Source organism: Ensifer sp. GW823-FHT05D09, assembly GCF_058795755.1.
Map to the genome: position 1 here is coordinate 562,454 of NZ_JBXAIA010000001.1, position 24,701 is coordinate 587,154.

Here is a 24,701-nt window from a genome sequence, read left to right on the forward strand (position 1 = left end):
GAGATTTTTTTCCGATGGATCAGGATTTTGACCTGTTCGGCCAGCTGGTGCCGGTCTGGAAAGGCAAGCGTGGCCGGCCTCCATATCAGCCGACCGATAAAGACCGCAACAAAATCAAGCTGTTGCTGGCACTTGGCTGGTCGATAGAGCGGATGGCCAACGGTGTTGGCATCTCGCCGGCCACCTTGAAGAGGTATTTTAGAGCCGAGCTGCAGGAGCGCTCGGCGATGCGCGATAGGCTCGATGCGCGGCGTTTCGAGATCGCGATGGAGCAGTCGAACGCCGGCAACGTCGCCGCGCTCAAAGAGCTGGGCAAGATGATCGAGCGCTCGGACCAGATGCTGATTGATGCTCGCCTGCGCGGTGACGATCGCAAGCCGGTGAAAGAGCCAGAAGTCGGAAAGAAAGAGGCGCGGATCGAAGCTGCCAAGACGGCCGGTGAAGGCAGCTCTTGGGGCGACGATCTACTGCCCGGCGTTCATAGGGTGCAGTGATGGATACGGCATGGATGCCGGCTTCCGCCTGGTCGACAGCCGTTCCGGATTGGAAAGATCGGATCCGGAAGCGTCTGCCGCTCGTGCCGGATCTGCCGCTCTACGACGATGTTGCTGAGAAGGCACTACGGATTTTCAAGCGTTTGCGGGTGCCGGATATCATCGGCACCCCGACCTATGGCGAGGCTTGCGACGATTGGGTCTTTGACTTCGTCCGTGTCGTCTTTGGCAGCTACGACCCGGAGACAAAGCGGCGCGCGCTGCGCGAATTTTTCCTCCTCGTTCCGAAGAAGAACGGAAAGTCCTCGATCGCCGCCGCGATCATCGTGACCGCCGCGATCCTCAACGAGCGGCCGGAAGCGGAACTGCTGCTGATTGCGCCGACGAAAGCGATCGCGGACATCTCGTTCAAGCAGGCGGCCGGCATCATTCGCCTCGATGAGGAGCTGGCGAAGCTCTTCCACGTGCAGGATCATTTGAAGAAGATCACGCACTTCAACACGCTGGCCATGATCATCGTGAAAGCGGCAGCCGCCGACGTCATCACGGGGTCGAAGGCGACATACATTCTGATCGACGAAACGCACGTGTTCGCGTCGATCGCCAAGGCGGCTGAGATCTTTGTTGAAATTCGCGGTTCGCTGGCAGCACGCCCGGACGGGTTCCTGCTTCAGATCACGACGCAATCGAAGACACCGCCGGCGGGCGTGTTCAAGGCGGAGCTGCAGAAAGCGCGCGATGTGCGCGACGGCAAATTCGACTTCCCGATGCTCGCCGTACTCTACGAGCTGCCGCCAGAGGATGCTGTCGAAGGCGGGTGGAAACGGAAGGAAACGTGGGGCCTCGTCAATCCGAACCTCAATCGTTCCGTGAGTGCCGACTACCTAGCTGGCGAGATCGCGACAGCCGAGCGCGAGGGACCGGAAAAGTTGGCGCTCATTGCGTCACAGCATTTCAATGTCGAGGTCGGTCTAGGCCTCCATGCTGATCGATGGGCTGGCGCCTTGTACTGGAGCGCAGCTACCCGAAAGGGGTTGACGCTCGATACCATCATTGAGGAGTGCGATGTCTGTGTCGTCGGGATCGACGGCGGGGGCCTCGACGACTTGATGGCGATTGCTGTGATCGGGCGGCATGCCAAGACCCGCACATGGCTCCATTGGGCGCGTGCCTGGGCACACAATGACGTCTTCGAGCGCCGCAAGGAGATTGCGCCGCGTCTCCTCGACTTCGAGAAAGACGGAGACCTTTGGGTCTGCAAAGAGGTCGACGACGATGTTACTGCGATCGTTGATATCTGCGAGCGACTCCACCTGGCAGGGCTGTTGCCGGAAAAAGCCGGCATCGGCCTAGACGCTTATGGCGTCGCCAGCCTGCTCGATGCCTTGGCAGAGCGGGGGATGTCCGGCGAGTTGACCACGGCAGTCGGGCAGGGCTGGAAGCTCCAGTCCGCAGTCACGACCCTCCCGCGCAAGCTGAAGGATCGCACCATGCAGCATTGCGGCCAGCCGCTGATGGCATGGACTGTTGGCAACGCGAAAACCGAGCTGAAAGGCTCTAACTACATCGTCACAAAGGAAGCCTCAGGCGCGGCGAAGATCGACCCGCTGATGGCGACGTACAACGCGGCGATGTTGATGTTCCAAAACCCTGTCGCCAAGGCGATCAGCAAACCGTCCCTGGAGTTCCTATGAGCAGATGGCGAGACCGTGTCGCTGATTGGGTCGTCGGTCGCGATGCCAACCAATTGCCGGCGGATCGCGTTGAGCCGGTGCTGGCGCAGACTGCGGAAGTACCGTTGCCCGCGATCACCCGCAATTCGTCGAGCTGGACAGATTTTGTCGAGGTCATGGGCAAGCTGCCGGCACCAACCGAGCGCACGGCTCTAACGGTCTCGGCGATCTATGCCTCGGTGAATCTGATCGCCGGTGCCATCGCTGCGTTGCCGGTCAACATCTACCGGGTCAACGTCGAGGACGGGGAGCGCGACCGCATACACAATGACGATCTGCATTGGGTCTTCAACGAGCAGATGAGCCCTCGTTGGACGGCCGCGAGCGGATGGGAATTTCTCTGCCAGTCGCTGTTGCTGCATGGGGACGCCTTCGCAGTGATCGGTCGCAAGGCCGGTGGCGTGGCGGTAACCTTGACGCCGGTTCATCCGCAACGGGTGACGGTGGCTATCTGGCCCGATGGTTCGCGTTTGGTCTACGCCGTCGAGCCAGAAGTAATCGGCGGCAAGAAAGGCGATGGCATGCTGGTCATTGACCAGGATGACATGCTGCACATTCCGGGCTTCGGCTTCGACGGGGTTCGGGGACTATCACCACTGCGCCATGCTTTGCGCATGACCGGTGCTTCCTCAATCGCAATGCAGGATTTTGCGGCCAACTTCTTCGCCAATTCGGCCCGGCCTGATTATGCGCTCGTGTCGAAGGACACTCTCAGCAAGGAGGCTGTAACCGACCTTCGAGGGGAAATCGATGCAAAGCATCAGGGGACGGCGAATTCGCATCGGCCGATGCTTCTGCACGGTGGTCTCGATATCAAGACGATCACCCTGCCGATGAAAGATATGGAGTTGATCGCTCAGCGTCAGTTCCAAATCGAGGAAGTGGCCCGCATCTATGGCGTTCCGCCGTTCATGATCGGCCATAACGAGAAGACGACGTCATGGGGCTCGGGTGTTGAGGCAATGGCTGTCGGTTTTGTCCGTTTCACACTGCGGCAGCACCTCAACAAATTCCAGAACGAGCTTAATCGAAAGCTGTTTCGCACCGCTTCTCGCGTGGCCGAATTCGACACCACCGACCTGGAACGTGCCGATACCAGGTCTCTCTACGAATCGCTTCGCGTCGCTCTGGGGCGTGCCGGTGAAGACAAAATGATGTCGGTCAACGAAGTCCGATCAGTCCTTCGCCTGAAGAAGGACAAAGACAAGGGAAGCGACAGTCTCGCGCCGGTCATGCCGGCTTCAGTCAAACCTGAAAAGCAGAAGGAAGCTCAGGCATGAAGAACAAGCTCCGCGCGCTCCTGGCGTCGAACGCCAAGCGCGGTTCCTTCCGAGCAGAAGGCAACACGATCTACATCTACGACATCATCGTCGCTGACGAGTTTGAGGCCGAATGGTTCGGCGGTGTCTCCCCGGTCGCTTTCGTCGAAAAGCTGTCGGCCATCAGCGGTGACGTCACGATCCGGATCAACTCTCCCGGCGGCGACGTGTTTGCCGCGGTTGCCATGTGCCAGGCGATGCGCGAGCACGCCGGTGCGATCACAGTCCACGTTGACGGTTACGCCGCGTCTGCTGCCTCAGTCATCGCGGCGTCGGCGTCGCAAGTCATCATGGCGTCGGGGTCGTTTATGATGATCCACAAGGCGTGGACGATAGCGGTCGGCAATTCGGACGATCTTGTTTCGACAGCTGACTTGCTGGTGAAAGTCGACGGATCGATCGCAGAAACCTACGCGACAAAGAGCGGCGGCGATGTCTCGAATTTCCTCGACCTTATGGCAAAGGAAACATGGTTTACCGCCGCTGAAGCGGTCGAAATCGGCCTGGCGAACGAGATCGCCAGTGATAAGCCGAAGGCGTCCGCGAAATGGGACATGAGCGCTTTCGCGGCGGCCCCGAAACTCCCTGATCCGGCTCCCGAGCCGCAGCCGCAGCCGCAGCCGGCCCCTGACACAGAAAACATCATTGCCCAGCGCGTTCGGCAGCATGCCGCTCGCATGCTGGAACGAGCTGCCTAAGCGCGCCGCGCGTAGCAGAAAACCGGCCGTTAAGCGGTCATTTCCACATCGTTGAAAGGAATAACGAGATGTCTATTCAGGCATTGCGAGAACAGCGTGCGGCCAAAGCCAAGGCGCTGAAGGACCTGGTCGAGAAGAAGGACTGGAGCGCCGAGAAGGATCAGCCGGTCTATGACGCTGGCCTCGCCGACATCGACGCGATCGATGATCAGATCAAGCGCATCACTGCGGTAAACGAACGCGTTGCCGATGATGCCTTGAAGAACAGCGTTATCGACGCGGCCGAAAAGGCTGGCAAGGACCAGAAGTCCGAGGGCGCGCGGGTCTATGCCAAGTGGCTGCGCGGCGGCGACAGCGCACTTTCCGCCGAGGAATGGACGATCGTTCGCAACACGATGTCGACGACCACGCCGGCGGAAGGTGGCTACACCGTAGCCACCGATGTTGCGACGACGGTACTGGATGCGTTGAGGGCATTCGGCGGCATGCGTGAGGTTGCCAATGTGATCCAGACGGCGAGCGGCAACCCGATGTCGTTCCCGACCTCGGACGGCACCACTGAAGAAGGCGAAATCGTGCCGGAAAACCAGTCCGCCACCGACCAGGACGTCGGCTTCGGCACCACCGGTCTGCCCGTCTACAAGTACTCGTCGAAGGTGGTCACCGTCCCGTTCGAACTGCTCATGGACAGCAGCGTCGATATCGAAGCCTTCGTTCGCGGTCGTTTCATCACTCGCCTTGGCCGCGTCACCAACAAGCACTTCACCATCGGCAACAACACGAACCAGCCAAACGGTGTCATGACTGCCGCAACCGTCGGAGTCGCTGCGGCAAACGGAAGCTCTCAGGTGCTCACCGCCACCTATGACAGCCTCGTCGATCTCCAGCATTCGGTCGATCCGGCTTATCGCGAGGGCGGCAACTGCCGCTGGATGATGAACGACGACAGCGTGCGGATCGTGCGCAAGATCAAGGACAGCCAGCAGCGGCCGATCTTTGTCCCTGGCTACGAAACGGGTGTGCCTGGCGGAGCGCCTGACCGACTTCTCGGTGATCCGATCAAGGTCAACCAGAACGTTGCGAAAATGGCGGCAAGCGCCCGCTCTATCGGCTACGGCGACTTCAAGCACTACACGATCCGCGATGTCATGGCGATCCAGATGTTCCGGTTTGCAGACTCTGCTTACGCCAAGAAGGGACAGGTCGGCTTCCTCGCCTGGATGCGTTCGGGCGGTAACCTGCTCGACGTCGGCGGCGCGGTGAAGGTGTTCGTCAACGCGGCATCCTAATCGCCGCGCAAATCAGTCGGGTCGCATAGCCGGCCCGCTTTCCTTCGTAAGATCCCCATCGAGGAGCGATGACAATGACCGACCCGAAAAGTGAAGCCGGCAAGAAGTCCGAGCAGAAGAAAGTGAAGTTGACAGCGTACCATGGCAAAAATGGCCCTGGCGACGTTGTAACCCTCGATAAGGCCGATGCCGATCGGCTCGTCAAAATCGGTGCTGCGGTCGAGGTCAAGGCGACCGGCGGCGACAGCGAAAACGCTGACGAACAGGCCTGATCATGCGCCGCCCCATTCGCACCGCGGCGCCTGTCGTAAAGCCGGTCTCTCTTGAGGAAGCCAGGCAGCATTGCCGGGCGGACACCAACGAGGACGATGTCGTTATCGCCGCGTTCATTGATGCTGCGGTTACGCACCTTGACGGGTGGTCCGGTGTGTTGGGGCGGTGCCTGATCAATCAGGGCTGGCGCTTGAGCTTTACGGGGTGGCCTGCTTGCCGCTCCATGCGACTGCCCTTTCCCGACGTGTCTGAAGCCACCGTCAAATACTTCGATGTCGACAATGTGGAGCAGACCGTCGACGCCTCACTCTTTGAGCGAGTCGAGGATGAGCGGGGCGCCGTCATCGAATTTCGCGACGGCTTCACCAGTCCCGCAGTCTTCACTGATCGCTCGGCTCCGGTCACCGTGGAGTTTATCGCGGGATATGGACCTGCCGCTGCTGACGTTCCTCAGGCCATTCGGACTGCGATCTCGCTGATGGTTGCCCATTGGTACAACCACCGAGAGGTCGCAGTCGAAGGACAGTCGGCCGAAATTCCTTTCGGCGCTTCGTTGTTGATCGCCCCATTTCGGCGAGCTGCTATCTGAAACCGGTTGCGATGGAGGCTCATATGCCGCGCGTTCGTTTTACCGCTGACTTCGACTACAGGCCGACGCCTCAGTCGACCGTGGGTTATCTCGCTGGCATGGAAGAGACCGTAAAGCGCGAATGCGCCGAGCAGGCGATAGCGGCAGGCAAGGCGGTCAGCGTCTCGGCGAGGCGAAAGGAGGTGACCGATGGTGAAGCGGTCAGCGGGTGATCTCTATCACCGCTATGCCTTCGACAAGCGCGAGCAGATCGACGATGCGGCCGGCAATACGGTCGGCAAATGGGTCGAGCAGTTCTCGGTGCGTGCCGGCGTTATCAATCTTCGCGGCGGCGAGGCCGTCATGGCTGGTCGCCTTGAGGGCAAACACACTCAGGTCGTTTTTGTCCGCGCCTCGTCGCAGACGCGGTCAATCTCGACAGATTGGCGCCTTAGGGATGTTCGGACTGGTGATTTCGTCAACGGCAAGTGGGCGGGCGTGTCCTACAACATCCGCGAAATCACCCGATCCGATGATCGGCAATGGATCGATGTTCTTTGCGAGAGCGGGGTTGCCGACGGATGACGAAGATCCTCAATCTCGCCAAGCTAGACAAGAAATTGAAGCGCCTGCCGACAGTCGCAAAGGAGTTCATCCGGGCCGAAATGGGCAAGGTGGCCGACGAGGTCGTTGAGATGATGAAGCGCCTGGTGCCCGTCGAAGACGGTGCGCTGCGGGATAGCATTGGCTGGACGTGGGGCAAGGCGCCGAAGGGTGCTGGCATCGTCGCCACCGTGAAATCGAAGATGGGCGATGACCTCACGATTACCATCTATGCCGGCAGCGTCGAGGCCTACTATGCCCGCTGGCAGGAGTTCGGCACGCAGGATCTGCCGGCGCAGCCCTATTTCTACGTGAGCTGGCGCGCCAGTCGCAAAGATGCCGTCCGTCAGGTTCGCAAGGCTTTGCGGCAGGCTGCGAAGAAGGTGGCGGCATCATGAGCGACGCATCGTTTGAGCTTCAGGTCGCCATCGTCGCGCTCCTGAAAAATGACCCGACGCTGACTGCCCTCATTGGTAGTCGCGTCTATGATCACGTGCCGCGAGATCCGGGCACGAACAAGGTGACGGCCACATTCCCGTATGTCTCGCTTGGTCCCGACCAGGAGCTTCCGGAGGCCGCTTATTGCGTCCGGGCCACGGAATTTGTGCTTCAGATCGACGCCTGGTCCCGCGAGCCGGGTTTCCCGGAAGTCAAGAAAGTGGCGCGCGCCGTCGAGGACGCGCTTCACGATGTGGAGTTTCCATTGCCGGGAAACGCGATGGTGTACTTCGAATATGATGGTCGCCGCGTATTCCGCGACCCTGACGGCCTGACGTCTCAGGCCGCAATGATCTTCCGGGCTGGCGTCGACAAGGCCTGATCCTCGCAAATTCGGCATTTCGCCAACCTGCCCGATGGGCGGGCAATTCCGCTTGCCATCAAAGGAGACAGCTATGGCAGATGAAGCAACGACAATTAAGGGCGGCAAGGTCAAGGTGCTGCTTGGCAACTCCGCCGTGCCGATCGTCTACACAGCCCCGTGCGGCTTCACTCAGAAATCCATCACGCTCAACAAGGGGCTTGAAGAAGTACAGATCCCGAACTGCCTCGATCCCGACGCGGTCGACTGGCTCGGCCGCGACGCCACTTCCCTTTCCATGAGCGTCTCCGGCGAAGGGGTCCTTGCTGCGGAAAGCGTCGAGACCTGGCTTGATGCCTGGGAAGACGTCGAGTCCGTGCCGGCGAAGGTGATTTGGGAGTTTCCTGCCAAGACGATCACCTGGACCGGCAAGATGCATGTCGAGACCCTTGAGACGACGGCGCCCAATGGCCGTCGCGCCACCGCAAACGTCAGCATGCAGAGCGATGGCAAGATGACGCGCGTGGTGACGCCGGTATGAGCCGCGACGCTCAGATTACGTTCCCGTGGGCGGATGGTGATTACACCTTCCGCCTCGGGTGGGGCGAACTGGAGCAGCTGCAGGAGGCTTGCGACGCGGGGCCATATGTCATCCTCACTCGCCTGCAGGATGATACCTGGCGCATTGGCGACATCAGTCACACGATCCGCCTTGGCCTTGTCGGCGGCGGTATGAAGATGACGGACGCGCTGCTGAAGGTTCGCAAGTACGTCGAAGCTCGGCCCCCTACCGAAAACCTTCTGTTTGCCCAGATCATCCTTTCCGCCGCCTGTGTCGGCGCTCCGGAGGAGAAAGTGGGGGAGGAGGACGCGCCAAGTCCAGCGGAGGAGAGCGGCTCGACGATCTCCCCAACGGAAAGCTGAGGTTTGGCGCGATCTACGGCAACGGGGCTGCAATGGGCTTCACGCCTCAGCAGATCCGGGCAATGTCGATGTGGCAATTCATGGCCGCGCTCGATGGTTTCATCGCAGCAAACTCGCCAGAAGACACGGGTTTGACAGCGAAGGAAGCTGATGAGCTTTGGGACTGGCTGGAGGCTGGTTAGCCTTCGGTCACGATTTCACGGCCGACAAGGATCATGACGAGCCCGACAAGCGAGGCCGTCGCCAGTGCGGTGAAGAACACCGGAGAAATCTCGGGTGTTGCGAGCGTACCTGAAACGCTTTCCAGCGCCCGTTCATATTCGCCGCGATCGATAAACCCTCTTAGCGCGGCATTGTACTTCCACGCTGCAATCGGCGTCGGCAGCACGAAAAGTGCCGCACCGAGCTTGCCGACGTTCGTCAATCGATATCTCGAAACACTCATTGCGTGTCCTCCGGCGCGCAATCTCTCAAGGAAATTTCGTTTTGGCAACTGACCTTGAAAAGCTCGTGGTGCAGCTCTCTGCCGACATTAAGGGCTATCAGCGCGAGATGCAGAAGGCGGTCGGCGTCACCAATTCTCAGGCGCGCGCAATCGAAAAACGCTATGAGAATATGAGCCGAAAGCTGGATGCGATCGGGCGCCGTTCAGCGAGCGCCTTGATTGCTCCGTTAACCGCCGTCGCTGCTGCCATCTCGGTCAACGAGGTGATCGGGTATGCCGACGCCTGGACCACTGCCAAAAACAGTCTTTCCGTTGCCGGCATCGTTGGACAGCAGCAAGTCGAGGTTCTCGACCGCCTCTATCAGTCGGCGCAGGCGAATGCCACGCCGGTCGGGTCTCTTGCTGATCTGTTCGGTAGGGCCTCGCAGGCGTCGGACGTGCTCGGTGCCTCCCAGAAAGAGTTGATCGCTTTCTCCGATGGCGTCGCGACTTCCTTGCGTGTCGCGGGTACGAGCGCCGGCGCTGCCTCGGGGGCACTTACGCAGCTCGGGCAGTTGCTCGGTTCCGCGCGTGTTCAAGCCGAGGAATTCAACTCCATCAATGATGGCGCTCGCCCTATCCTGATGGCCGTTGCGGCCGGTCTCGACGAGGCTGGCGGTTCGGTCAGCCGACTTAAGGAGCTGGTGAACGACGGCGCAGTTTCTGGTCGCCAGTTCTTTCAGGCGTTTCTCAAGGGGCTGCCTCTAATCCAGTCGATGGCCGGCAACGCGACGCAAACGATCGAGCAGGGCGTTACGAAGGTCAACAACGCGTTCACAAAGTACATCGGCGAGAGCGACGAAAGCCTCGGCGCCTCGCAGCGCCTGGTCGCGGGCTTGAACGCCCTCGCGGACAATTTCGATAAAACGGCCGATACCGTGCTTCAGGTTGCGGGTGTAATCGCTGGCGCGCTCGTCGGTAGATCCATCGCCATGATGATCGCCAAACTCGGGCTAGCCACAGACGTTACATTAAAGTTTGTCGCAGCTCTGAGGGCTGCGGCATCTGTCGGCGGCGTTGCAGCTGCGATCGGCGGGATTTCTGCGGCGGCTGGCCCGATCGGTATTGTCGTGGGTGGTACCGCTGTCGCTGCTCTTGCCTTGTTCAGCTCGCAATCCGAAGAGGCGTCGAGCAGTGCTCGAACATACGCTGAGGCGCTGGCAGAGGTTAAGGCCGCTGCTGACGATGCTGCAGGCAGTATCTCCACGGCAGGCGCCAAGATTGATGAGCGTGCTCAAAACTCAATCGTTCGTGGACTTGAGACTGCGCGAGGCGAGATCGAACAGACCAAGAATGCTGCCCTGGAGATGATTGCCGTCTTCACCGATGACTATTCCATGAGCTTTGCAACCGACGAGCAGAAGCGACAGCTGTCTGAGCTGCGCGAGGGGCTGGAGAACGGAAAGATCTCTGCCGACAAGGCGGCGAAGGCAATCGCTGCAATGGCAACGGCGGACTACAATTTTCAGGTCGCGGCCGACAAACTGACACCTCTGCTCGATGCCCTGCGGAATGCGTCTGCTGCAGCCGATCTATTGCAGGGCAAGTTGAGCGCCAGCGCCAACGCCGGAGCTGTCGCGGCATACACTCAGTACGGCCAGTCTCGGGCCAAGGGCGAGGAAATGCTTCGCCTCGGCAAGGCCTACGCCGACGAGGCGTCGCGGCAGAACAAGCTGAGCAAAGATCAGCTCGCCGTCGAAAAGGAGATCGCCACGATCCGGAAGGATCTCAAGGACAAGGGCGGCTTTCTTCCTGATGCCCAGATCAAGGCGCTTGCGGAGACCAACGTTGCGGCCGACCAGGCGCGCAGCAAGTCGGGCGGAAAGGGCCGCACGAAGGGCGTAAAGCAGACCTCGGAAAGCCGGTTCGATGCCGACATTCAGGCGGTGAAGGATCGTACGGCGGCGCTGGTCGAAGAGCAGCGCTTTGTCAGTATGTCGTTTCAGGACCAGGAGCGCCGGCGCATGGCACTCGACCTGGAGCAGACAGCCCTTGCGGATCTGCGAGAGGAGGCGCGCCGGAAGGGGCAAACGGATCTCGAAAACATCAAGCTTTCGGCTGACCAGACTGCCAAGATCCGTGAAGCCTCGGCGGCGTATGCCGAGCAATCCGACATCCTGAGGGATCTCGAAACGCAGCAGCGTCGCAATGACGAGGCGGCCGACGAGTTCTATGACACGTTCCGGAGTGGCGCACTTAGTGCCATCACTAGTGCGGAAGGCCTCGGCGAAGCCCTGCGCGGCGTGGCGGAGCGGCTCGCAGATCTGTTTCTTGGAAGCGCCTTCGACAACTTATTCCAGCCGTCAACGAACGGTGAGAAAGGCGGGCTCTTCGGTAGCATCTTCAGTGGCCTTGGCTCGCTACTCGGTCGGCGCGATGGCGGTCCGATCAAAGCTTACAAGGGCGGCGGCAGGGTGCGCGGGCCCGGTGGGCCGCGTGACGACCAGGTCTTGATATGGGGCAGCAACGGCGAGTTCATGGTCAATGCCGCTGCCACGAAAAAGCATCGTGCATTGCTTGAGGCCATCAACAGCGGCATGCCTGCATTTCGCGACGGTGGCGCGGTTGGCGGGCTCTCTGCGCCGCTGATGCCAAGCCTTGCGAATGTATCTCGAGGCGGCGCGTCTTTCACAGCACCGATCGAAATCAAGATCGATGCGCGCGGCGCCGATCGAGAAGGTCTTGCGCGCGTCGAGCAGCAGATCGCCAAACTCAAGTCCGACCTTCCGTCGCGCGTCGTCGCGACCATGCGAACGGCCAAGGGCGGCGGGCCGGGCAAAGATGTCTTCAACCGGTAATGTGAGGCTCGGCAGATGACGATCACATATCCCCGCGACCTGCTTGCCGGCTTCCCTGGGTGGTCGACGAAGTTCGAATTGCTCCACCGTCAGGAGCAGTCGCGCACGGCTGGCGGTCGGACGTTGGTCAAGGACTTCGGTAGCCCGCTGATGACTGGCACATGGCAGTCGAAGCGGCTTTCAGCAAACGAGCTGGATCGTTGGCGTGCCATCCTCGACACGATGGAAAACGGTCTGCAACTGTTCCTCGGCTATTCGCTGTCGCGTTGCTACCCGATCGCATATCCGAATGGATCTTGGCCGGCCGGCGCGTTTACCGGCGCGAATGCCAATCTCCATACGATCGGCGGCAACAACAAGTCGATCCGCGTTTCGGCGCTCTCTCCCGGCTTCAAACTGATGGAGGGCGATATGCTGCAGCTCGGCGATCGCAATCTCCACCGCGTGGTTGAGGCGGCGACGGCGGACGGCGCGGGGCTTGTTCCGCTCTTCGAGATCCGCCCTCATTTGTGGCCGGGAACGGTCACGGGTACGGCGATCAGTCTTGTTCGACCGCATTGCCATATGACGGTCGTGCCCGGCAGCGTCACGTCCGATGCTGACATCACGTCCGGACGCGGCACTATCGGTTTCTCGGGCATCGAGGCCCGTTAGGATTTTCATTCATGCCCAGAAACATTTCACCCGCCAACCAGGCGGCACTGGAGGCGCGCATGCTTGTTGCGCGCGACTTCCTCTGGATTGTTGCTCGCGACCGAATGACGAATGCGCCGGTGCCTGACGGTATGTGGTCGGACGTTGGCAACGTCTCGGCCGCCGTGCTCAATCCAGACACCGGCCTTGCAGAAACGCGCAACTGGTACGGCGCCGGCGCGCTGATCAAAGTCGACGACATCCCTCTTGTGTCGAACCTTTCGGTACTGGCTGTGACTATCCAGTTATCGCAGATCGTCGATCACGTGCAGCAGCTCGTGCGGCAATATGAATGTCGCCAGGCGCGCGTCGAGATTTACCGCGGACTGTTCAATCCGGATACGCGGCTGATGGTGGCCCCGGCCGAGTGCCGTTTTGTTGGTTTCGTCGACAAGATCGACATCAAGACACCCTCGGAGAACGAAGAGGGTGGGGTGACGTTAACGTGCGCCAGCCATACGCAGGAGATGTTTCGCGCAAATAGCGAGACGCGCAGCCACGAAACGCAGGTCCTGCGCAATGCCGACGACAACTTCTACTTCGATGCAGCGACGACAACGAATTGGAAGCTGTTCTGGGGCTCAGTGGCCGGTTCGGTTCCGACGCAGAAGCGCAAGAAGTTCCTCGGGATCTTCTGATGGCATCCTGTGTTCGACATGCTGCACTCTCGGACGTGCCGCGGATCCTCATCCTGTTGCATCGGTTTCATGCTGCCGGTGATTTCGATTTCACTTTCGATGCACCGCACATGCAGCAGTTCGCGATGGCTTCGATTGTCGGTGAACGCACCGCCTGCTTCGTTTTAGACGACCCGATCTCCGGGTTGTTGATCGCGCATCACGGCGACAGTTTTGCGGGCTTCCGGTTCGCTGAAGAACTGTTGGTCTGGGTTGAGCCCGATGCGCGTGGTCCTGCCTGGGTGGAGTTGCTTTCCGCGTTCGAAGGATGGGCGAAGTCGGCTGGCTGCAGTCGCATCAAGCTCTCGGCCCAGCAATCCCTGAGACCGGCGGCAATGGCCCGCCTTTATCGCCGCAGCGGCTACCAGCCGTGCGAGACCGTTTTCAGCAAGGAAATCTGACGTGCCATTATTCACAGCGGCCGTGACGGCCTATACCGCTGTCAGTGCGTGGATCGGCGGCTTGAGTGCCCTCGGATCCTTTGCGCTCAAGACTGCTGTCGGCGTCGGCATGAACCTGATGGCGCAGTCGCTCGCTGGAAAACCACAGGAGCAGCGGTTCGCCCTCAATGGCGAGATGCAGGGCGGCGGCGACCTGTCGCGCTCCTTCATCCTCGGCCGCTATGCGACGGCCGGATCGCTCAACTGGGCGAACACCTGGGGTCAGTCCGGCGATACGCCGAATTCGTGGGTAACGCAGGTCATTCCAGTCGGAGACCTAGCCGGGCATCGCCTCGTCGAGGTGTTCATTGACGGCGAGAAGGTGACCTATGCGCCGTCCGCCGGCGACGGTGGCTATGGTTACGCAGTGCCTGAGTACGTGCGCCGTGGCCCGAACCTCTACATCAAGTTCCATGACGGAACGCAGACGGCGGCGGACGCAGGGCTGCTGGCAGAACCGAGCACGCCCGCTCGGCGCTGGGATGCGACCCGCGTCGGTCGCGGCGTGGCTTATGCCGTCGTTCATGCGCGCTGCATCGACAACCTGTTCAACGGGTTCCCGGCGGCAAAGTTCGTCGTCGACGGTGTGCGCCTCTACGATATCTCGCGCGACAGCTCCATGGGCGGAGACGGGCCGCAGCGTTGGGACAATCCGGCGACCTGGGGCGGCGATGGTGACCATTTTCCCGTCGTGCAGATCTACAATCTGCTTCGCGGCCTCACTTATAACGGCAAGTGGTTCTATGGCCTGCAGGGTCTTTCTGCAGCAAGGCTGCCGGCTGCCAACTGGATTACTCAGATCAACAAGTGCCGTGCTCCCATCATGGGCGCGAGCGGACTTGAGCCGACCTATCGGTCGGCCGGAGAGATCTCGGTGGATGCTCCGCTCGCAAGCGCGATCGAGGGGCTGCTGTCGGCCTGCCAAGGGCGCATCTCGGAGATCGGCGGCATTTACTACATCCATGTCGGCGCGCCCGACGCCCCGACCGTGAGCTTTACGGACAACGACGTCCTGTCGACCGAAGAACAAGAGTTTACGCCATTCGCTGGCATCGCCGACACGATCAACGGCATCACCGCAACGTATCCCGCTCCGGCTGAAGGCTGGGTGACGAAGACAGCACCTCCGCTCTATCGCTCGGATCTCGAAGCACTCGACGGCAATCGCCGATTGCTGGCAAGCGTGCCACTCGATTTCGTGCCGTATCCGGAGCAGGTGCAGCGGCTGATGAAGTCGTCGCTCGAGGAGGCGCGTCGCTTCCGCCGGCACACGATCGTCCTGCCGCCGAAGTTCTGGGCCTATGCGGTGCCAGGCGAAATCATCGCCTGGACGTCCGAGCGCAACGGCTATGTCAACAAGCTGATGCGGATCGATGGCGTTGTCGATCGGGCCAACCTCGACGTGATGATCGACATCACCGAGGTCGACCCTTCCGATTACGACTGGGACAGCGGTTCGGAGTTTCAGCCGCCGGTCGACGGTGCTGTGGGCGTGGTCCGCCCGCCGGCGCAGCCGATTGTCGATTGGTGGGCCGTGCCGGCTGCTGTCAAAGACGATGCCGGCGTGCCGCGCCGTCCTGCCATTCAACTCACATGGGACAATACCGCTGGCCGCCTCGTCGACGTCGCGGGCGTCGAGTTCGAAGTGCGTCTGGCTTCGTCGCTGGAGACAATCTACAGCGGGCGCACGGATCAGCCGGATGTCGGTATTCTTCTGATCTCGCAGGGCTTGCTGCCGAATGTCTCCTATGGCGTCCGTGGGCGCTACATTCCGCGCAACCCTCGCGACACGCTGTGGTCGGGCTGGCTGCCGGTGACGACCCTTGACATCAAGATTACCGACGTTCTCGTCGAAATGCCGCAGGTCGGGCAGAGCGTCGCCAATCGCTTCAAAGAGCTGCAGCGAGAGATGGACGATTTCTTCCGTCCAACGATCGAGCAGCTACTGACGGCATTTTCGCTCGAAGGTGCGGTCGGCGAGGTGCAGCGTCGGCAACTCCGCGCGGAAATGGGCAACGCGCTCGCGCAGATCGTCCAGGAAGCTCGGGTCAGGGCGACGGACGACGAAGCACTGGCACAGTTGATCACCGTTGTTTCTGCAAATGTCAGCAACAACCTTGCCCGTCTCATCACCGAGGAGACCGCAAGGGTGAATGGCGACAGTGCGTTGGCGAGCAGCGTGACCGGCGTCAGCGCTGACTTTAATGGCCGGTTTGCCCAGGGCCTGGTGAAGTTTGAAGCGGTCGCGGCACCATCCGGCGTCGATGCCCGGTTCTCGGTGATGCTGCGCGGTGGCACGGCGGCAGCCTATAAGGCCTCGGGCTTTTACATCGAGCTTTACACCGCAGGTGGCGTGCAGAAGAGCCGAATGGCGATCAACGTCGACCAGTTTGTCGTGACCGACGGCACGAACACGTCTGCGCCGATGGTGTTTCAGGGGGGCGTGCTGAAACTGGTCAACGCGATCATCCAGCAGGCTCAGATCGAGAACCTGATGGTCGGATCCTCGAACATTCAGCCGGGTGCAATCTCTCAGTACTGGATCAACAGTGCGACAGACGGCAATCAGGCCGATGGCGTTGCTCTGCAGGTGACGGCTCCTCATGGCCCGAGTTCTCCGCCGCTGCTCGTGTTCTCTTCGATCAAGGCGGGCATACGTTCGATCCTGAAGCATCGTCTCAGAGTAACGGCGACAGGGGCAACGATCGGTTCCGAGGGTTTCGGTGGAACCCCAATGAACAGTTCGAGCGCGATCGGCATCCCGGCCGCGCAGAACGAGGACTACACGAACATATCTGCCGTCTATCAACCGCCTCCTACCGATACGTCCACTACCTTTGAAATCTGGGTATCGAACCTTGGTGTTCCCGGGGGGCAGCAGGCCTCCTGGAGCGATCGGAAGCTGGTCGTTCTCCAACTCAAGCGCTGACCTTTTTCCTCGGAACAGGAACTCACAATGACAACTCCCTATACGACAGGGTCAATCACCCTGACGAACGGCAGCGCCGTGATCAACGGCAACGGCACGAACTGGCAGGTGGCGCTGATCGCCGGCGGCACGGTCTACGCCGATGCGGATGGCAATGCACTTCCAATCCTGTCCGTCGACAGCGACATAAAAATCACCGCTGCCGTGAAATGGCGGGGTGCGACCGGAACTTATGCCTATGCGATCATGCGTGACACGGCTTACGGCCAGCAGACCGTCACCAATGCGCAGGCACTGGCGACGATCATCAGCGAGTTGCGCAACCCGGCTGTTGCTGCTCTTGCAGCCGCTTCGGGACAGTTAGCTGCAGGCAAGGTTCCGCGCGGGTTGAGCGGCACTGTCATGGAGATGTTCACCGTCTCCGACTTCGCGAAGACGTTCCTCGACGAGACGGACGCAGCCGCAGTGCGTGGGGTGCTTTTAGCGCAAGCGGCCCTCGGCTTCACACCCGTCCAACAGGGCGGTGGCAACGGCCAAGGGAACAACAAGATCTACTTCGGGTGGTCAGGAAGTCAGATCAAGGCGCAGGTGGACAACTCTGACCTTGGAACCGTTTGGACCAATTTCGGGGTGACCCTCAATCTCGCCGGCAATGGCTACATCCGCCTCCCGAACGGCATCATTATTCAGTGGGGCTACAATGGTGGAACCGGCGCGGATAACTCCTCTGTGCCGTTTCCCATCGCATTCCCGGCTGGTCCTCTGAGCGTCACGGCAACGGTCGCCCTGAGCGGCGTAGAGCCGGCCACAACGCTTCACACGGTGATGGTCGGCACTGTGACGAATTCCAGTTTCAACATCCAGAAGAGGTTTGCCGCAAATGGTGGCCTCGTCGGTTTCACCGGAGTGCCGATATTCTGGTTGGCTTTGGGGTATTAAGATGACGCAGCACTATGCCTTGTTCGATGTGGCCGGCTTTCCGACTGCCTTCTATGTCGACGATATCCACGGCTCTCCGACGCGCCCGGTTTATGGCGAGCCGGATGATGAAGGCGGCATCCCGCCGATCGTCGGCGAGGAGCTGAACCCCGAATGCATGTTGCCTGCGGGCGTGGTTGCGATCACCGAGGCGCAGTGGGGCGAATTCCTCGCCAACCACGGTCTTCGCCGCTGGGAACATGGCACCCTCGTGCCCTATGACCCGCCGCCGGCGCCGGTCACGCAAGATGACTACACGCGTGCAATCCAGGCGCATCTCGACACCAAGGCGCGCGAGCGTCAGTATGACGGCATCCAGACGGCCATCACCTATCGCGACGATCCGAACCAGCAGTTTGCGGCCGAGGGCGAGGCGCTCTTTGCCTGGCGATCGGCGGTGTGGACCTATTCTACTTCCGAGCTGAAAAAGGTGATGGCCGGCGAGCGCCAGCAGCCGAGCGTTACCGAGTTCATTGCCGAGTTGCCGGCGTTCATCTGGCCGGTAACGAGCGTCTAAAGCGCCTTCGTCACAACCTGCGTCGCGACCGCGACCAGTAGACCCGCCAGCGCCACTGCGGTTCCAAATCTCGCGACCTTCATCCGGCGCCAGCGCGCGCCATCCCAATCATAGCCCATCAGTAGCTCCGTCACGGAAAGAACCACAATCCGGAGAGCTGGATTGTGGTTCTAAGTTGCCGGCGGGGGGGCAGGGGGGCGGCGGCAACTATCGAGAGCATGCCGCTCACTCGTTAAGTGAACATTGCGAACCGGGCGCACCTTTTCACTACTGAGAATCTACTGGTGGTCAGCGAACCGTTCGCGGGCTTACGCTAGCCAGCATCCTGACAATGTCGTCCTCCAGTTGCTGACAGAGTACTTCATATTCCCTGAGCAGTTCCGCGTCGGGCGTCCGTTGCTCGCGCAGTTCGTCGCGGCTCATCACTGCAATGCCGTAGGCTTCCATCAACTCATTGATTGCCTCGAAGTTGGCGTCGGAAATCTTCTTCCGATGTGCCGGCAGGCGCATCATCATCCGTGCTCGCCCGACTTTCTCGAAGTCCATCGCCCACTCCCCAGTCTGTCGACTGAGGAGATTGTCCCCCACCAAAATGAAAGTAGCAACATGAACATGAACCGACGCATCAACGCGGCGGGCCTTGCGCTCGTCAAACAGTGGGAAGGCCTGAAGACGAAGGCTTATCAGGACGTGGCTGACGTCTGGACCATTGGCTATGGCCACACTAGCGCGGCCGGTGCGCCAGTGGTGAAGCCGAACATGGTGATCACTGAGGTGCGCGCGGAGGAGATCCTGTGCGCCGATCTCGCGACATTCGAGGAACGGGTGTCGCGACTGGTCAAGGTGCCGCTCACCGATAACCAGTTCGCGGTTCTGGTCTCGTTCGATTTTAACACCGGCAGGCTCGGCAAGTCGACATTGCTGAAAAAGCTGAATGCCGGCGATTATGACGCCGTGCCGGCCGAGCTGATGAAGTGGGTCAATGCTGGCGGCAGGCGGGTGAAGGGTCTCGTCAACCGTCGATCGGCAGAGGTGGGCCTTTGGGCCAAAAACGACTTCGTCTCAACCAATACGCAGCCGGCCGCGCCGAAGGTACCGGAAGTCGTGACCAAGGAAAATGTCAGCTGGGCTGCCGGCATTCTCTCGACGATCGCTTTTGCTTTTACCGGCAATGGCCCGCTGCAGTGGGCGCTGGCTGGGATACTCGTCGCTGCCTTTGCGATCGGCGCGTTTCTCTTCATCCGCAATCGGGTCGATCCGGCATGATCCCCTGGCCGAAGATCCTCGGCGGCGTGCTTGTGCTCGCCGCTGTCACCTGGACCGTCCTCGCGCTGCGAGCGGACGGCGCCCGCTCCGTCACCAACGCAATCGAAAGGCAGAACAATGCGGCGGCACATTCCGCGGGCGATGCTCGCTCTGACTATGACAGTTGTCCTGACGGATTGTGGGACTTCGGCGCCAGCAAATGTCGAGGGCTTGCGGCGGGTCGTTGGCACTGATCTGGTCGGCGCGCGCGGGGCGACGCCGGCAGATCAACGGAAGATAGACCGGACTGTCGTCGGCCTTTGCGCCGGCGGCGTCTGGACCAATGCGGAATGCGTGAGGCACGGGGAAGGGCGCTAGATGGCACCTACTGAAATTGATGCGGCAGTACATCGTCAGCTCGGCGAGCTGGTTGCGGGCATGCGTGGCCTCCAGGACTCTATCAAGCGATTGGAGGACGGCGCGACGCGAGCAGAGGATAAGGCGGCGGCCAGCCGCGCCGGCGTCCACAGTCGTATGGATCAGTTAGTCGACCGGGTCGGCGACGTCGAAGCATCTGTAACGTCGATCGGTGCGGATGTAGCGGAAATGAAGCCGGTCACCGACGATGTGAAACGGTGGAAGCTGATGGGCATTGGCGCGCTCGGCGTTACGGGCATCGCTGCTATGGCGCTCGGCGTAAGCTTCGCAGAGGCCATCCGCCGCATCGTGTTCGTCATCATCGGGAAGGTGTGAAAAAAACAGCCCCTGCGAAGGGGCCGAGTGGAGCAACAGTTTATCGGGGGATGGCAACCTGACGCGTGTGTGTACACTTCGTTCCAGTTGCAATCCTCAAATATAGTCCGCCATCTGCCGCAACGCCGCGCGGTCATGGATGCCGCTTTGGAAAAGGTCGATCAGCCTGGCGCCTAGTGAGTCAGCTTCGGAACTCTTGCCGTCAATGCCACGAATGCCGACTATTTCGTCGAAGACGGACTGTATCATCTTCAATTGTTCAGGGTGGATCCCATTTGCGCCGCCGGATGACAACATGGCGCGATCTCCTCCTTGGGGCGAAAGCGCGTATGATCTTCCAGTCAATGGGGCCCGTGTGGATGCCCACAGATAGGCCATTATGCACCCTTTGCACCGCAGTGCATTACCTTTACGCGCGATCACGCGATTGTGGAGGCGACGGCTCCACGAGCTGCGATCAATGCTCGATACTGGATTGTCCCGCCGTTCTCAGCTCGGCGACCTTGCGATCGAGGTCGGTTTTGAAGGGTCCAAATTTCACAAATAGTTCGCGTGCGGCGATTGGTTGAAGACCGTGTGCCCGGATGAATTCATCCAGGTCGTACTGTCCGTTCCACCCGCGAACCACTTTGCTAAATTGCTCTCTTGTGCTTTCGTGGTGCATGGCCGTGGCCTCAGTTGGGGAGCGGATTGCCGTATCGGGACCGCGCTCTCATCAGAACACAATCGCGTTCGGTCAAATTGGTTCCACCAGACTATTAATTGGGCCGTGTAATTGGGTCCGTGCCTTTAGCGAGAAATGGCTGAAGCGCCTGATGGTGGTGCCGGCGTAGGGCCTTGGCTTCACTTAAAGTAAAGGACCCTGCCGGCTGTCCGTCGCAGGTCAGCAGTCTGAAATTGCGGGGGAGATCCAGACGGTCCGGGGCGAACAAGACCGTCTGGAGCCGCGCCATTCGCCTCCCATAGACGCCAAACGCTGCGAAACGGAAACCCGCGAAAGGGGGTATTGTTCCAATTGCTAAAGTGCCGCGACGCGTTCGCGCTCTCCGGGAAGGGGTAAAAGAAGCGGCCCCTGCGGAGGGGGCCGAATTTAGCAACACATGTATGTGGGGACGAAGCATAAACGCGCAGGCTTGCGGTAGGTTCCGATGCAAGCTGTTCGGGCCGGCGCGGCGTACCGCTCACAGCTATGGTCACTACGCCGCGTTGGCCAGTATGCCCGGATCTCCGTTGTATTTCGAAGAGTTGATATCGCGAGAGACGCGATGAAACTGCAGCTGGCTGTCGAGATTGCGGCCAAGCAGTGCCTTTGCATCGGCAATGCTGGTCTCAGCTGATAGCCATTCATCATAGGCCGTTGGATCGAGAATTATCGGCTGGCGATCGTGCAGTTGCTGCATCGGGTCGCCGGCTGCCATTGTCAGGATCGTGCAGCTGGTGACATCCAGTACGTCATTGTGCGCCCAAAGGCCGGCGAATGAAAACGGCTGGCGATCGGGCAGGTGAATGAACCACGGATCCTTGCCGCCGTCTTCGGCCTTCGTCCATTCATAGAAGCCGTCGGCTGGGATCAGGCAGCGCTTGGCCTTGAAGGCGTCGCGAAATGACGGCTTCTCTTCCGCGTCTTCCGAGCGGGCATTGAACAGCGCGATCTTCGGTATTTCCTTTGCCCAGAAGGGCACCAGCCACCAGCGGCCGTCTTCCAGCACCTGATTGCCCTCTTTGTCGTTGTGAACGAAGGGAACGGTCTGTGTCGGGGCGATGTTGTAGCGGGGCGGCGTATTTCGCCCGTCGTGCTTGTCGTTTAGACGGTAGAGCCGGACCAACTCCGGCCACGTCATCATCTGGGTAAAGCGTCCGCACATTTCCCGTCTCCCTTTGATGATAGGCTCAGGCGTTTCGATCCATTTTGCCAAGTACCAGGTTGTTGTTGATGCGGTTTCCGCATGCTGTGCACCGAAGAAATGGGCGTAGTGTCGCCAGCGGCGTTTCGCGGCCATACTTGTCGGCAAGCTTCCATCGGTCAAGCCAGCGCCTGGCGCGGCATTTGCTGCATTGCGCTCCGAGAATGTGCCACTCGGCCAGTTCGCGGATTTTCAGCTTGCCGAGTTCTTCGGCCATCGCGGCGGCAGCGCGTTGGTCGACCGTCAAATCAATGCTGCGGTGATGTTTCATGTCGCGCTCCATCACTCCTCGATCTTTCCACCCTTTGCCACCAGCATGATGCGCGATCCGTCGCGCAGGATGATGCGCCGGTTGCAGTAGCGGGGCACCAGGGCATGGAAGGCTGCCGTGGCAGCCTTGACGCAATTGGCGCCGGCAAGCGAGCCGGTGCGCTTGCCGATGGCATCTGTCTCGTCGATCGCGTGGATGAACTTGTCGCCGTAGAAATTGGGCCGGTCGATATCCGGCATATCCTCGACCTGGTTCTCTTCGCCGACCTCACAGAAGAACGCGCCGTCGCCCTTGCGCAACCATGCAAGGATCGGCCGGCCATCAAGCTTGCCTCGCCCCTGGAAGCAGATCTGCCATTCGGCATCGATCCGAACGAGCTTCAGGTGGGCAGGATAGGGAATGGACTTGTAGATAAGGCGCGCCAAGGCGATCTCCTGTGATGTTTCACAGCAGCATGCTGCTCGAGTTTTTACAGTGACGGCCGCATCGCCGGTGGATGACGAATTAAGATTTCCGCGCTGGTGGCCAGACCGGCGGACGGTGCTCGTAGCAGTACCAGTTCGGAGCTGCCCTGCCATGGGCGAAGCCGAAGCCGCCCCACTTCTTGCAGCCGGGATGCTCACAGAGATGCACGAACGGGCCGCTTTCCGGTTTCTTGATGGCGCCGACTTCGTCACTCATGCTGCATGTCTTCCTAATGCGTCTGTTCTATAAATGTTCTCATTGAGGCAAGGAGTCAACGACCAGTTCTGGGGATGCCTAATGAAGCTTTTGCGGCCGGATGATTACGCCGGCAGATTCCTCGGACATGCGGCGCTCGGCGTCGAGGGCGAACCAATGGTTATGAGCAAGTTCGATCAGGGCCTCGGCCACTTCCTCGCGTGACCAACCGGCTGCCGCGCCCCGATCGGCGAGCAAAAGGAAGTCGCCCTCCATCGCAACCTGGCAATTAAGATCTCGGTCCGGATGGCGGGTCGAACATTTGGGTGCGGTTATTTTGGGCATGGCAATCCTCCTGCGTAGGAGGGTAGGGCAGCTGGACACTTTTTCAAAAAGCATAATGAAAAAGCTGGACAGGTTAGTGTCCAGCTTTCCGGCAAGTCATTGATTTCGGCTAATTGAGGTGGCCCGCCTCCGGATGCCACCAAGAGCGCCTCACGCGGTTTTTTTTACCACCATTTTTTCAATGAAGTATGCCCGCCCCACGTCAGTCAAAGTCAAAAACTCGGCGACTGAGCCGTCAGTGGTCCTTGAAACATAGGCCTTAATCAATCCAAGCGCACCGAGCTGGATTTTGATTCGCGTAAGGTCGGTCTGATTTAAACGGGCGGGCGGGTAGAATTCACCGGCTTCCTCGATCACCATTCCAAGCCCTTGAAGAACAACACCGTCGGTCCTTGCGGTCTCCAGCTTGCTTGCAACTCCTAAAAAGATCTGCTCCCAGGACAATTCTATCTCTCGGGCCGTATAAACATATTTGACGCGTACCCCAGTTCCGTGTTTGTGCTTCGAATCATAGCGGACCAAGAACTTGTCGCTGAGATCGGCCAGGTCTTTCAACTTCGGCGCTGATGCAGCCTTAAGTACAGCAATCTCTGATTTGAGCTCCGCATTTTCTTCAAGTAGGCGGTTGGTTTGCCCCAGCAAGACATCGGATGCAATTGCGTCTCCCCTGACCCATCCTGTCTGAGGAAAATCGTTGAACGCGTGCAACAGCGCCTTTAGAACGAGGGGCTCTAAATGGTAACGGTTCTTCCAAGACTTGACCAACCGGCCCGTCATCGTCTTTTCGCGAAACGTGTTCAAAGCGATTAGAGCTTCCGCATTCGGTTCGCTTTTCCCCATCGGAATGGATGCGGGATCTTCATGAACGAATGCTAAAACTGTCTTCCCCATTCCCACGGCATAGTCATACTCGCGTTCTGTGAAACTGACCCCTTCCCGATCTACGGATCCATATCGCCCCCCCAAGATCAGCAGGTAGTAATCGCATTCATCAATTACCCGCTTGATATAGTCCATTTGGTCAACGTCAGTCGCTGGGAAGAGCTCCATACCGGCCGGGATGTGTTTCAGATCAAGGATGTTGCGAATCGCATCCTGCCGCTCTTCGGCCAGATCACGGAATGTGGAGGATACGAATATTTGATACTTCTTGTTCGCCATTCCGCTCTCGCTAACTTTCTCTGAAGTTGATCTCTAGTTGAGCGTCTACGTAGATTCAACTTTTTGCGCGAGACAAGCACTGAAAAAAAGATAAAACATGCACCTATGGAGGCTGTGTCTCACAATCCCGCAAGCAACTGATTTCA

General features: G+C 59.8%; 34 protein-coding genes and 1 pseudogene. 25 read left to right on the forward strand and 10 right to left on the reverse strand.

Translation table 11 applies throughout. The features are described 5' to 3' along the window. The first annotated feature begins 14 nt into the window (after nucleotides 1-14). From AC1Q80_RS02745 to AC1Q80_RS02810, 14 genes are all read left to right on the forward strand, one after another. Nucleotides 15-494, forward strand: a complete 480-nt coding sequence (locus AC1Q80_RS02745) for an AraC family transcriptional regulator (RefSeq protein WP_492359579.1) — start codon at nucleotides 15-17, stop codon at nucleotides 492-494. Beyond that, complete coding sequence (locus AC1Q80_RS02750; protein ID WP_492359580.1) at nucleotides 494-2,188, forward strand: terminase large subunit; 1,695 nt, start codon at nucleotides 494-496, stop codon at nucleotides 2,186-2,188. Before AC1Q80_RS02745 ends, AC1Q80_RS02750 begins: the two co-directional genes overlap by 1 nt. Before the next feature lie 104 nt (nucleotides 2,189-2,292). Further along, complete coding sequence (locus AC1Q80_RS02755; protein ID WP_492359581.1) at nucleotides 2,293-3,507, forward strand: phage portal protein; 1,215 nt, start codon at nucleotides 2,293-2,295, stop codon at nucleotides 3,505-3,507. Continuing rightward, nucleotides 3,504-4,244 (forward strand): head maturation protease, ClpP-related, encoded by a 741-nt coding sequence (locus tag AC1Q80_RS02760; RefSeq protein WP_492359582.1) that lies wholly within the window; start codon nucleotides 3,504-3,506, stop codon nucleotides 4,242-4,244. Before AC1Q80_RS02755 ends, AC1Q80_RS02760 begins: the two co-directional genes overlap by 4 nt. Nucleotides 4,245-4,312: 68 nt before the next feature. Beyond that, on the forward strand, nucleotides 4,313-5,533 hold the full coding sequence (locus AC1Q80_RS02765) for a phage major capsid protein (protein ID WP_492359583.1): 1,221 nt from the start codon (nucleotides 4,313-4,315) through the stop codon (nucleotides 5,531-5,533). A 74-nt stretch (nucleotides 5,534-5,607) separates the two neighbouring features. After that, entirely contained in the window at nucleotides 5,608-5,805 is a 198-nt protein-coding gene (locus AC1Q80_RS02770; protein ID WP_492359584.1) for a hypothetical protein, read from the forward strand. A 2-nt stretch (nucleotides 5,806-5,807) separates the two neighbouring features. Beyond that, a complete protein-coding gene (locus AC1Q80_RS02775) occupies nucleotides 5,808-6,395 on the forward strand; it encodes a head-tail connector protein (RefSeq protein WP_492359585.1) in 588 nt (195 codons plus the stop codon). Between the two features lie 23 nt (nucleotides 6,396-6,418). Then, entirely contained in the window at nucleotides 6,419-6,607 is a 189-nt protein-coding gene (locus AC1Q80_RS02780) for a hypothetical protein (RefSeq protein WP_492359586.1), read from the forward strand. Further along, nucleotides 6,585-6,959 (forward strand): phage head closure protein, encoded by a 375-nt coding sequence (locus tag AC1Q80_RS02785; RefSeq protein ID WP_492359587.1) that lies wholly within the window; start codon nucleotides 6,585-6,587, stop codon nucleotides 6,957-6,959. The genes AC1Q80_RS02780 and AC1Q80_RS02785 overlap by 23 nt, the downstream gene beginning before the upstream one ends. Continuing rightward, a complete protein-coding gene (locus AC1Q80_RS02790) occupies nucleotides 6,956-7,375 on the forward strand; it encodes an HK97-gp10 family putative phage morphogenesis protein (RefSeq protein ID WP_492359588.1) in 420 nt (139 codons plus the stop codon). Before AC1Q80_RS02785 ends, AC1Q80_RS02790 begins: the two co-directional genes overlap by 4 nt. Further along, nucleotides 7,372-7,797: a DUF3168 domain-containing protein gene (locus tag AC1Q80_RS02795; RefSeq protein WP_492359589.1), complete on the forward strand. Its 426-nt coding sequence runs from the start codon at nucleotides 7,372-7,374 to the stop codon at nucleotides 7,795-7,797. The genes AC1Q80_RS02790 and AC1Q80_RS02795 overlap by 4 nt, the downstream gene beginning before the upstream one ends. A 73-nt stretch (nucleotides 7,798-7,870) precedes the next feature. Then, complete coding sequence (locus AC1Q80_RS02800) at nucleotides 7,871-8,317, forward strand: phage tail tube protein (protein ID WP_492359590.1); 447 nt, start codon at nucleotides 7,871-7,873, stop codon at nucleotides 8,315-8,317. Continuing rightward, the gene (locus AC1Q80_RS02805) at nucleotides 8,314-8,700 is read left to right on the forward strand and encodes a gene transfer agent family protein (protein ID WP_492359591.1); all 387 of its coding nucleotides are present in this window, start codon (nucleotides 8,314-8,316) and stop codon (nucleotides 8,698-8,700) included. The genes AC1Q80_RS02800 and AC1Q80_RS02805 overlap by 4 nt, the downstream gene beginning before the upstream one ends. Before the next feature lie 32 nt (nucleotides 8,701-8,732). Next, complete coding sequence (locus AC1Q80_RS02810; protein WP_156400704.1) at nucleotides 8,733-8,882, forward strand: hypothetical protein; 150 nt, start codon at nucleotides 8,733-8,735, stop codon at nucleotides 8,880-8,882. Here the strand turns inward: AC1Q80_RS02810 and AC1Q80_RS02815 are convergent. Further along, the gene (locus AC1Q80_RS02815) at nucleotides 8,879-9,145 is read right to left on the reverse strand and encodes a hypothetical protein (protein ID WP_492359592.1); all 267 of its coding nucleotides are present in this window, start codon (nucleotides 9,143-9,145) and stop codon (nucleotides 8,879-8,881) included. The two genes, AC1Q80_RS02810 and AC1Q80_RS02815, sit on opposite strands and share 4 nt — an antisense overlap. A 41-nt stretch (nucleotides 9,146-9,186) precedes the next feature. Between AC1Q80_RS02815 and AC1Q80_RS02820 the strand changes: the two genes are divergently transcribed. The 7 genes and pseudogenes from AC1Q80_RS02820 to AC1Q80_RS02850 form a co-directional block, all read left to right on the forward strand. Continuing rightward, nucleotides 9,187-11,982, forward strand: a complete 2,796-nt coding sequence (locus AC1Q80_RS02820; protein ID WP_492359593.1) for a tape measure protein — start codon at nucleotides 9,187-9,189, stop codon at nucleotides 11,980-11,982. A gap of 15 nt (nucleotides 11,983-11,997) precedes the next feature. Further along, a complete protein-coding gene (locus tag AC1Q80_RS02825; RefSeq protein ID WP_492359594.1) occupies nucleotides 11,998-12,636 on the forward strand; it encodes a hypothetical protein in 639 nt (212 codons plus the stop codon). Nucleotides 12,637-12,695: 59 nt separating this feature from the next. Continuing rightward, the gene (locus AC1Q80_RS02830) at nucleotides 12,696-13,313 is read left to right on the forward strand and encodes a hypothetical protein (protein WP_492359595.1); all 618 of its coding nucleotides are present in this window, start codon (nucleotides 12,696-12,698) and stop codon (nucleotides 13,311-13,313) included. Continuing rightward, nucleotides 13,313-13,753: a GNAT family N-acetyltransferase gene (locus tag AC1Q80_RS02835; protein ID WP_492359596.1), complete on the forward strand. Its 441-nt coding sequence runs from the start codon at nucleotides 13,313-13,315 to the stop codon at nucleotides 13,751-13,753. Before AC1Q80_RS02830 ends, AC1Q80_RS02835 begins: the two co-directional genes overlap by 1 nt. A 1-nt stretch (nucleotide 13,754) precedes the next feature. Next, on the forward strand, nucleotides 13,755-16,721 hold the full coding sequence (locus AC1Q80_RS02840; RefSeq protein ID WP_492359597.1) for a phage tail tip fiber protein: 2,967 nt from the start codon (nucleotides 13,755-13,757) through the stop codon (nucleotides 16,719-16,721). A gap of 27 nt (nucleotides 16,722-16,748) precedes the next feature. Then, nucleotides 16,749-17,660 carry a gp53-like domain-containing protein gene (locus AC1Q80_RS02845; protein ID WP_492359598.1) on the forward strand — a complete coding sequence of 304 codons (912 nt, stop codon included), beginning with the start codon at nucleotides 16,749-16,751 and terminating at the stop codon, nucleotides 17,658-17,660. Between the two features lie 283 nt (nucleotides 17,661-17,943). Next, nucleotides 17,944-18,216 (forward strand): annotated as a pseudogene (locus tag AC1Q80_RS02850) (hypothetical protein); the annotation flags it as partial. Here AC1Q80_RS02850 and AC1Q80_RS02855 read toward each other — a convergent pair. Both AC1Q80_RS02855 and AC1Q80_RS02860 read right to left on the reverse strand, forming a co-directional pair. Beyond that, complete coding sequence (locus AC1Q80_RS02855; RefSeq protein ID WP_492359599.1) at nucleotides 18,213-18,335, reverse strand: hypothetical protein; 123 nt, start codon at nucleotides 18,333-18,335, stop codon at nucleotides 18,213-18,215. The pseudogene AC1Q80_RS02850 and the gene AC1Q80_RS02855 overlap by 4 nt on opposite strands. 169 nt (nucleotides 18,336-18,504) lie before the next feature. Continuing rightward, complete coding sequence (locus AC1Q80_RS02860) at nucleotides 18,505-18,762, reverse strand: hypothetical protein (protein ID WP_492359600.1); 258 nt, start codon at nucleotides 18,760-18,762, stop codon at nucleotides 18,505-18,507. Nucleotides 18,763-18,828: 66 nt separating this feature from the next. On the opposite strand from AC1Q80_RS02860, the gene AC1Q80_RS02865 reads away from it, so the two are divergent. From AC1Q80_RS02865 to AC1Q80_RS02880, 4 genes are read left to right on the forward strand one after another with little or no spacing between them, the layout of a single operon-like run. Then, nucleotides 18,829-19,482 (forward strand): lysozyme, encoded by a 654-nt coding sequence (locus tag AC1Q80_RS02865; protein ID WP_492359852.1) that lies wholly within the window; start codon nucleotides 18,829-18,831, stop codon nucleotides 19,480-19,482. Then, nucleotides 19,479-19,715, forward strand: a complete 237-nt coding sequence (locus tag AC1Q80_RS02870; protein WP_492359871.1) for a hypothetical protein — start codon at nucleotides 19,479-19,481, stop codon at nucleotides 19,713-19,715. Before AC1Q80_RS02865 ends, AC1Q80_RS02870 begins: the two co-directional genes overlap by 4 nt. Next, on the forward strand, nucleotides 19,600-19,839 hold the full coding sequence (locus tag AC1Q80_RS02875; RefSeq protein ID WP_492359601.1) for a hypothetical protein: 240 nt from the start codon (nucleotides 19,600-19,602) through the stop codon (nucleotides 19,837-19,839). Before AC1Q80_RS02870 ends, AC1Q80_RS02875 begins: the two co-directional genes overlap by 116 nt. Next, complete coding sequence (locus AC1Q80_RS02880) at nucleotides 19,840-20,214, forward strand: DUF1515 family protein (RefSeq protein WP_492359602.1); 375 nt, start codon at nucleotides 19,840-19,842, stop codon at nucleotides 20,212-20,214. It begins immediately after the preceding gene. A 96-nt stretch (nucleotides 20,215-20,310) separates the two neighbouring features. On the opposite strand, the gene AC1Q80_RS02885 is transcribed toward AC1Q80_RS02880, so the two are convergent. The 7 genes from AC1Q80_RS02885 to AC1Q80_RS02915 form a co-directional block, all read right to left on the reverse strand. After that, nucleotides 20,311-20,511 (reverse strand): hypothetical protein, encoded by a 201-nt coding sequence (locus tag AC1Q80_RS02885; protein ID WP_492359603.1) that lies wholly within the window; start codon nucleotides 20,509-20,511, stop codon nucleotides 20,311-20,313. 899 nt (nucleotides 20,512-21,410) lie between these two features. Continuing rightward, entirely contained in the window at nucleotides 21,411-22,079 is a 669-nt protein-coding gene (locus AC1Q80_RS02890) for an SOS response-associated peptidase (RefSeq protein ID WP_492359604.1), read from the reverse strand. Nucleotides 22,080-22,104: 25 nt separating this feature from the next. Continuing rightward, nucleotides 22,105-22,389 (reverse strand): hypothetical protein, encoded by a 285-nt coding sequence (locus AC1Q80_RS02895; protein ID WP_492359605.1) that lies wholly within the window; start codon nucleotides 22,387-22,389, stop codon nucleotides 22,105-22,107. Between the two features lie 11 nt (nucleotides 22,390-22,400). Further along, on the reverse strand, nucleotides 22,401-22,814 hold the full coding sequence (locus AC1Q80_RS02900; RefSeq protein WP_492359606.1) for a hypothetical protein: 414 nt from the start codon (nucleotides 22,812-22,814) through the stop codon (nucleotides 22,401-22,403). 79 nt (nucleotides 22,815-22,893) lie between these two features. Further along, the gene (locus tag AC1Q80_RS02905; RefSeq protein WP_492359607.1) at nucleotides 22,894-23,070 is read right to left on the reverse strand and encodes a hypothetical protein; all 177 of its coding nucleotides are present in this window, start codon (nucleotides 23,068-23,070) and stop codon (nucleotides 22,894-22,896) included. A gap of 78 nt (nucleotides 23,071-23,148) precedes the next feature. Continuing rightward, the gene (locus tag AC1Q80_RS02910) at nucleotides 23,149-23,394 is read right to left on the reverse strand and encodes a hypothetical protein (RefSeq protein WP_492359608.1); all 246 of its coding nucleotides are present in this window, start codon (nucleotides 23,392-23,394) and stop codon (nucleotides 23,149-23,151) included. A gap of 150 nt (nucleotides 23,395-23,544) precedes the next feature. Beyond that, nucleotides 23,545-24,555 (reverse strand): DUF4062 domain-containing protein, encoded by a 1,011-nt coding sequence (locus tag AC1Q80_RS02915; RefSeq protein ID WP_492359609.1) that lies wholly within the window; start codon nucleotides 24,553-24,555, stop codon nucleotides 23,545-23,547. Nucleotides 24,556-24,701 lie beyond the last annotated feature (146 nt).